The organism is Flagellimonas abyssi, assembly GCF_019457905.1.
Classification (GTDB): Bacteria; Bacteroidota; Bacteroidia; order Flavobacteriales; family Flavobacteriaceae; genus Flagellimonas; species Flagellimonas abyssi.
In genome coordinates, this window is the sequence record NZ_JAHZSV010000071.1 from 1 (window position 1) to 3,356 (window position 3,356).

Consider the following 3,356-nt stretch of genomic DNA (forward strand, 5'->3'; position numbering starts at 1 on the left):
CGCCCAGAAATCGATGGACATCCTCCTGCCCCAGTTCCGTGGAGTTTTGGACTCCCTCCAAAATACTGTTCGTTGCATAGATCAGTTCATAGGCCCCGTCCCAAAGCCGTTCAACACTCCCATTGGAGGATGTTAGACGGCCATTGGCAAATTCCTGTACTTCGGGCAATACATTGCTGTACAGGGTCAGTTCATCCGTATAATGTCCCATTAGATAGGATAGTCCCGATACGGTCCCTGTCGTGAACACATCCTCCCTTAGTTGGGAGTGGATATGTGCAAAGGCAGCATCCACGGTGGCCGCTTCTTCGAAGACAACGCTTCCCGTGAGTTCGTTGGTCGGGGGGGCTATGTCCACGAATTCCTCGCAAGACCCCAAAAAGAGCCCCATCATCAGCACGAAAAGTGAAGACCGATGGATTGTATGTATAATACCTCGTATTGTTTTATTTGTAGATGTCATAGTTGTGTGATTAAAAAGTGAAACGTGTTCCTAAGGTGACCATGCGCAGCGGGGGCACTGTTGCACTGTTCTGTGTCTCTGGGTCCAATCCCAGATAGTTGGTCCATGTCCAAAGGTTCTGCCCCCTGAGAAAAAGCATACATCCCAGACCATTATCCTTCTTGGCCACCAGGTTATAGGACAGCGACACGGTCTTTAACCTAAGAAAGGAGGCGTCTGAAATACCTGCATCACTGGAAACATAGTTCCGATAGCTCTGTCTGGCCTCTGGGGACTGGCCCGCCGTAAATCGTTGTATATCGGCATCCGGTTCGGATGGCGTCCATCGATCCAGCACCTCCTTGGGCTGATTGGCCAATCCTCCCGGGGCCACACCTCCCGTGGACCAAAAATTCCGTCCCAGTTGTTTGGAAAACTGGAACAGGGCATCGACGGTCAATTTGCCATAGGTCCATTGACTGGTGAAACCGCCAAAGTATTTGGGGTCCAAACGTGCAATGGCTTCCCGATCATCCACACTGGTGATGGCCCCGTCATTGTTAAAGTCTTCGAACACGTACAGTCCCGTTTCCAGGTCAACGCCATTGACTTGGTATACCTTGGCGATGTTCAGTGGTTCCCCTACTTTCAAACGATTGGCAAAGGTCGATCCTTCCAAATTGGGAAAAGACTCCAATCGGGTCTTGGGGATGGTCAGGTTAACGGATGTTTCCCAGGTGAACCTTTCACTACGGGCAATCAGGGCGTTCAGGCCGAATTCCCAGCCCTCGTTCACCACAGTGGCATTCAAGTTGTCATTGACACTGGAGAAACCCGTGGTTGCCGGAAGGGGGATACCGACCAATTGGTTGGAGGACGTATTGCGATAGTGGGCCACATTCAGACGGATCCGATCTCCCAACATCCCCAATTCAAGGGCCACTTCCCGTTTTTCATTGGATTCCCAACTAAAATTGGGATTGAAAAGCCTAGTGGGGAAGATCCCAACGCTGTTCTGGTATTGGTCTATTCCAAAAGAATAGGTGTCCAAGTATTGGTAGTCCCCTATTTGATCGTTTCCAGAGGTTCCCCAACTGGCCCGAAGCTTTCCAAAACTGAGCCACGGAACATGCTCCTTGAGTAAAGGCTCCTCTGAAAAAATCCAAGCGGCACCAATGGCCCCAAAATTTGAAAATCGCTTCTCAGGGCCGAATCGACTGGAACCGTCCCTTCTTCCGGTGAGGTTGAGCACATACTTTCCATTGTGGTTCACATTGACCCTCCCGAAAACGGCCTGGTACCTATACTGTTGGTTTACATCGGCCAATCCGATGGTGGTACTGGCCGCCGATATGTTCTCTATAAACCTGTTGTTGGAGAAACCAAGGGCCAACTGTGACAAACGTGCCGTTCTACGATCTTGAAAGGAAAGTCCCGTCAAGACCGTAACGCTTGTATTTCCCAATGACAGTCCATATTCCAATTGGGGCTCCACGATCCATGAGGTCCTCTTCCCGGTATTGTGGATCGCGGAAGAAGACTCACTGCCAATACCAAAGGCCGGATCAAAGATGGTAGAGGGGTTGGTCCGGATTTCCTTCAAATGGCTCTCGGTATATCCCAAATTGACCCTTGCCTTGAACCCATCCCATAAGGTATAATCCAATGATGCATTGCTGACCATGGTCGTCGCATTGTAGCGAAATGTTCCCTGTTGCCGGGAAAGGGGATTGTTCCAAGTGGAGTTTTCCCAGTTCAAGCTGCCATCTGAATTATATAGCTCAGGTGCATTGGGCGCAAGGCTAATGGCCAAAAAGGTAATATCATTGGCGGGCAGGTCATTATTGTTCCACGTAAAATTATTGGACCATTGCAGGGAAAGCCTATCATCCTTGGAGGTGAAGCTTACTTTACCCAGCCCTGAAATTTTTTCGTTCCGGTAATCTCCCTTAAAGACACTGGTCTGACCATGATAATTCCCACTGAGCATAAAACGGGTACGCCCTTCCCCTCCAGTGATCGACGCTTGCAGGTTATTGACATAGGAGGTGTTCCCGAACAGTTCCCGCTGCCAATCTGTTCGCCTGTCCGGGTCCCATGTCCCATTGATATCGTAGGCGTTAAAGGGCAAGGGATCGATACCATCATTGGCATAGGCTTCCGTACGCATCAAACGATATTCGGCCGCATTCAATACGTCCATGGTCCGGGAGGCCCGCCCAAGTCCACTTTCCAGACCGATGCTCACCCGGGTTCCGCTAAATCCTGTCTTTTTAGTGGTGATCAACACCACCCCATTGGCACCCCGAGACCCATAAATAGCGGTCGCATCCGCATCCTTTAGGACTTCGATACTTTCTATATCCATGGGGTTGAGCGTGTTCAAGGGACTAAATCCCCGTCCCAACAGAATTCCGGAGGCCGCTTCCTCCCCTAGGGAAGAGGAATCGTACGGGACACCATCAACAATGTACAAGGGCTCATTGCCCAAATCCCGCACGCTGTTCCTTCCCCGTATCTGAATGGAAAAACCGGATCCTGCAATACCAGAGGTCTGTACGACCTCGACCCCGGGCATTCGTCCCTGCAAGGCGGCCAAGGGATTGGAGATGGGCTGTTTCTCGATATCCACTGCGGACACCTTCTCGATACTTCCCGTACGCTCCTTCTCAGAAACGGTATAGTACCCCGCATTGAGCACGACCTCGCCCAATACCGTTACATCCTCCTCCATGGTAACAAAGACCTCTTCCCTACCCCCAATGGGCACGGTAAGTGTCTTGAAACCCACCATAGAAAACACCAGCACATCGGTAGGATCTGCATTAATGGTAAAGGAACCGTCCAGACCGGACACGGTCCCAATATGCTTGGATTCCACCACAAGGTTCACCCCGGCCAGGGGATTCCCCGA

General features: G+C 50.9%; 1 protein-coding gene and 1 pseudogene. Both read right to left on the reverse strand.

The window, feature by feature from the left end:
* A pseudogene (locus K1F36_RS19650) lies at positions 1-463 on the reverse strand (hypothetical protein); the annotation flags it as partial.
* A 10-nt stretch (positions 464-473) separates the two neighbouring features.
* Positions 474-3,356 (reverse strand): SusC/RagA family TonB-linked outer membrane protein (locus K1F36_RS19655; RefSeq protein WP_220115308.1); only part of this gene is annotated, 2,883 nt, incomplete at its 5' end.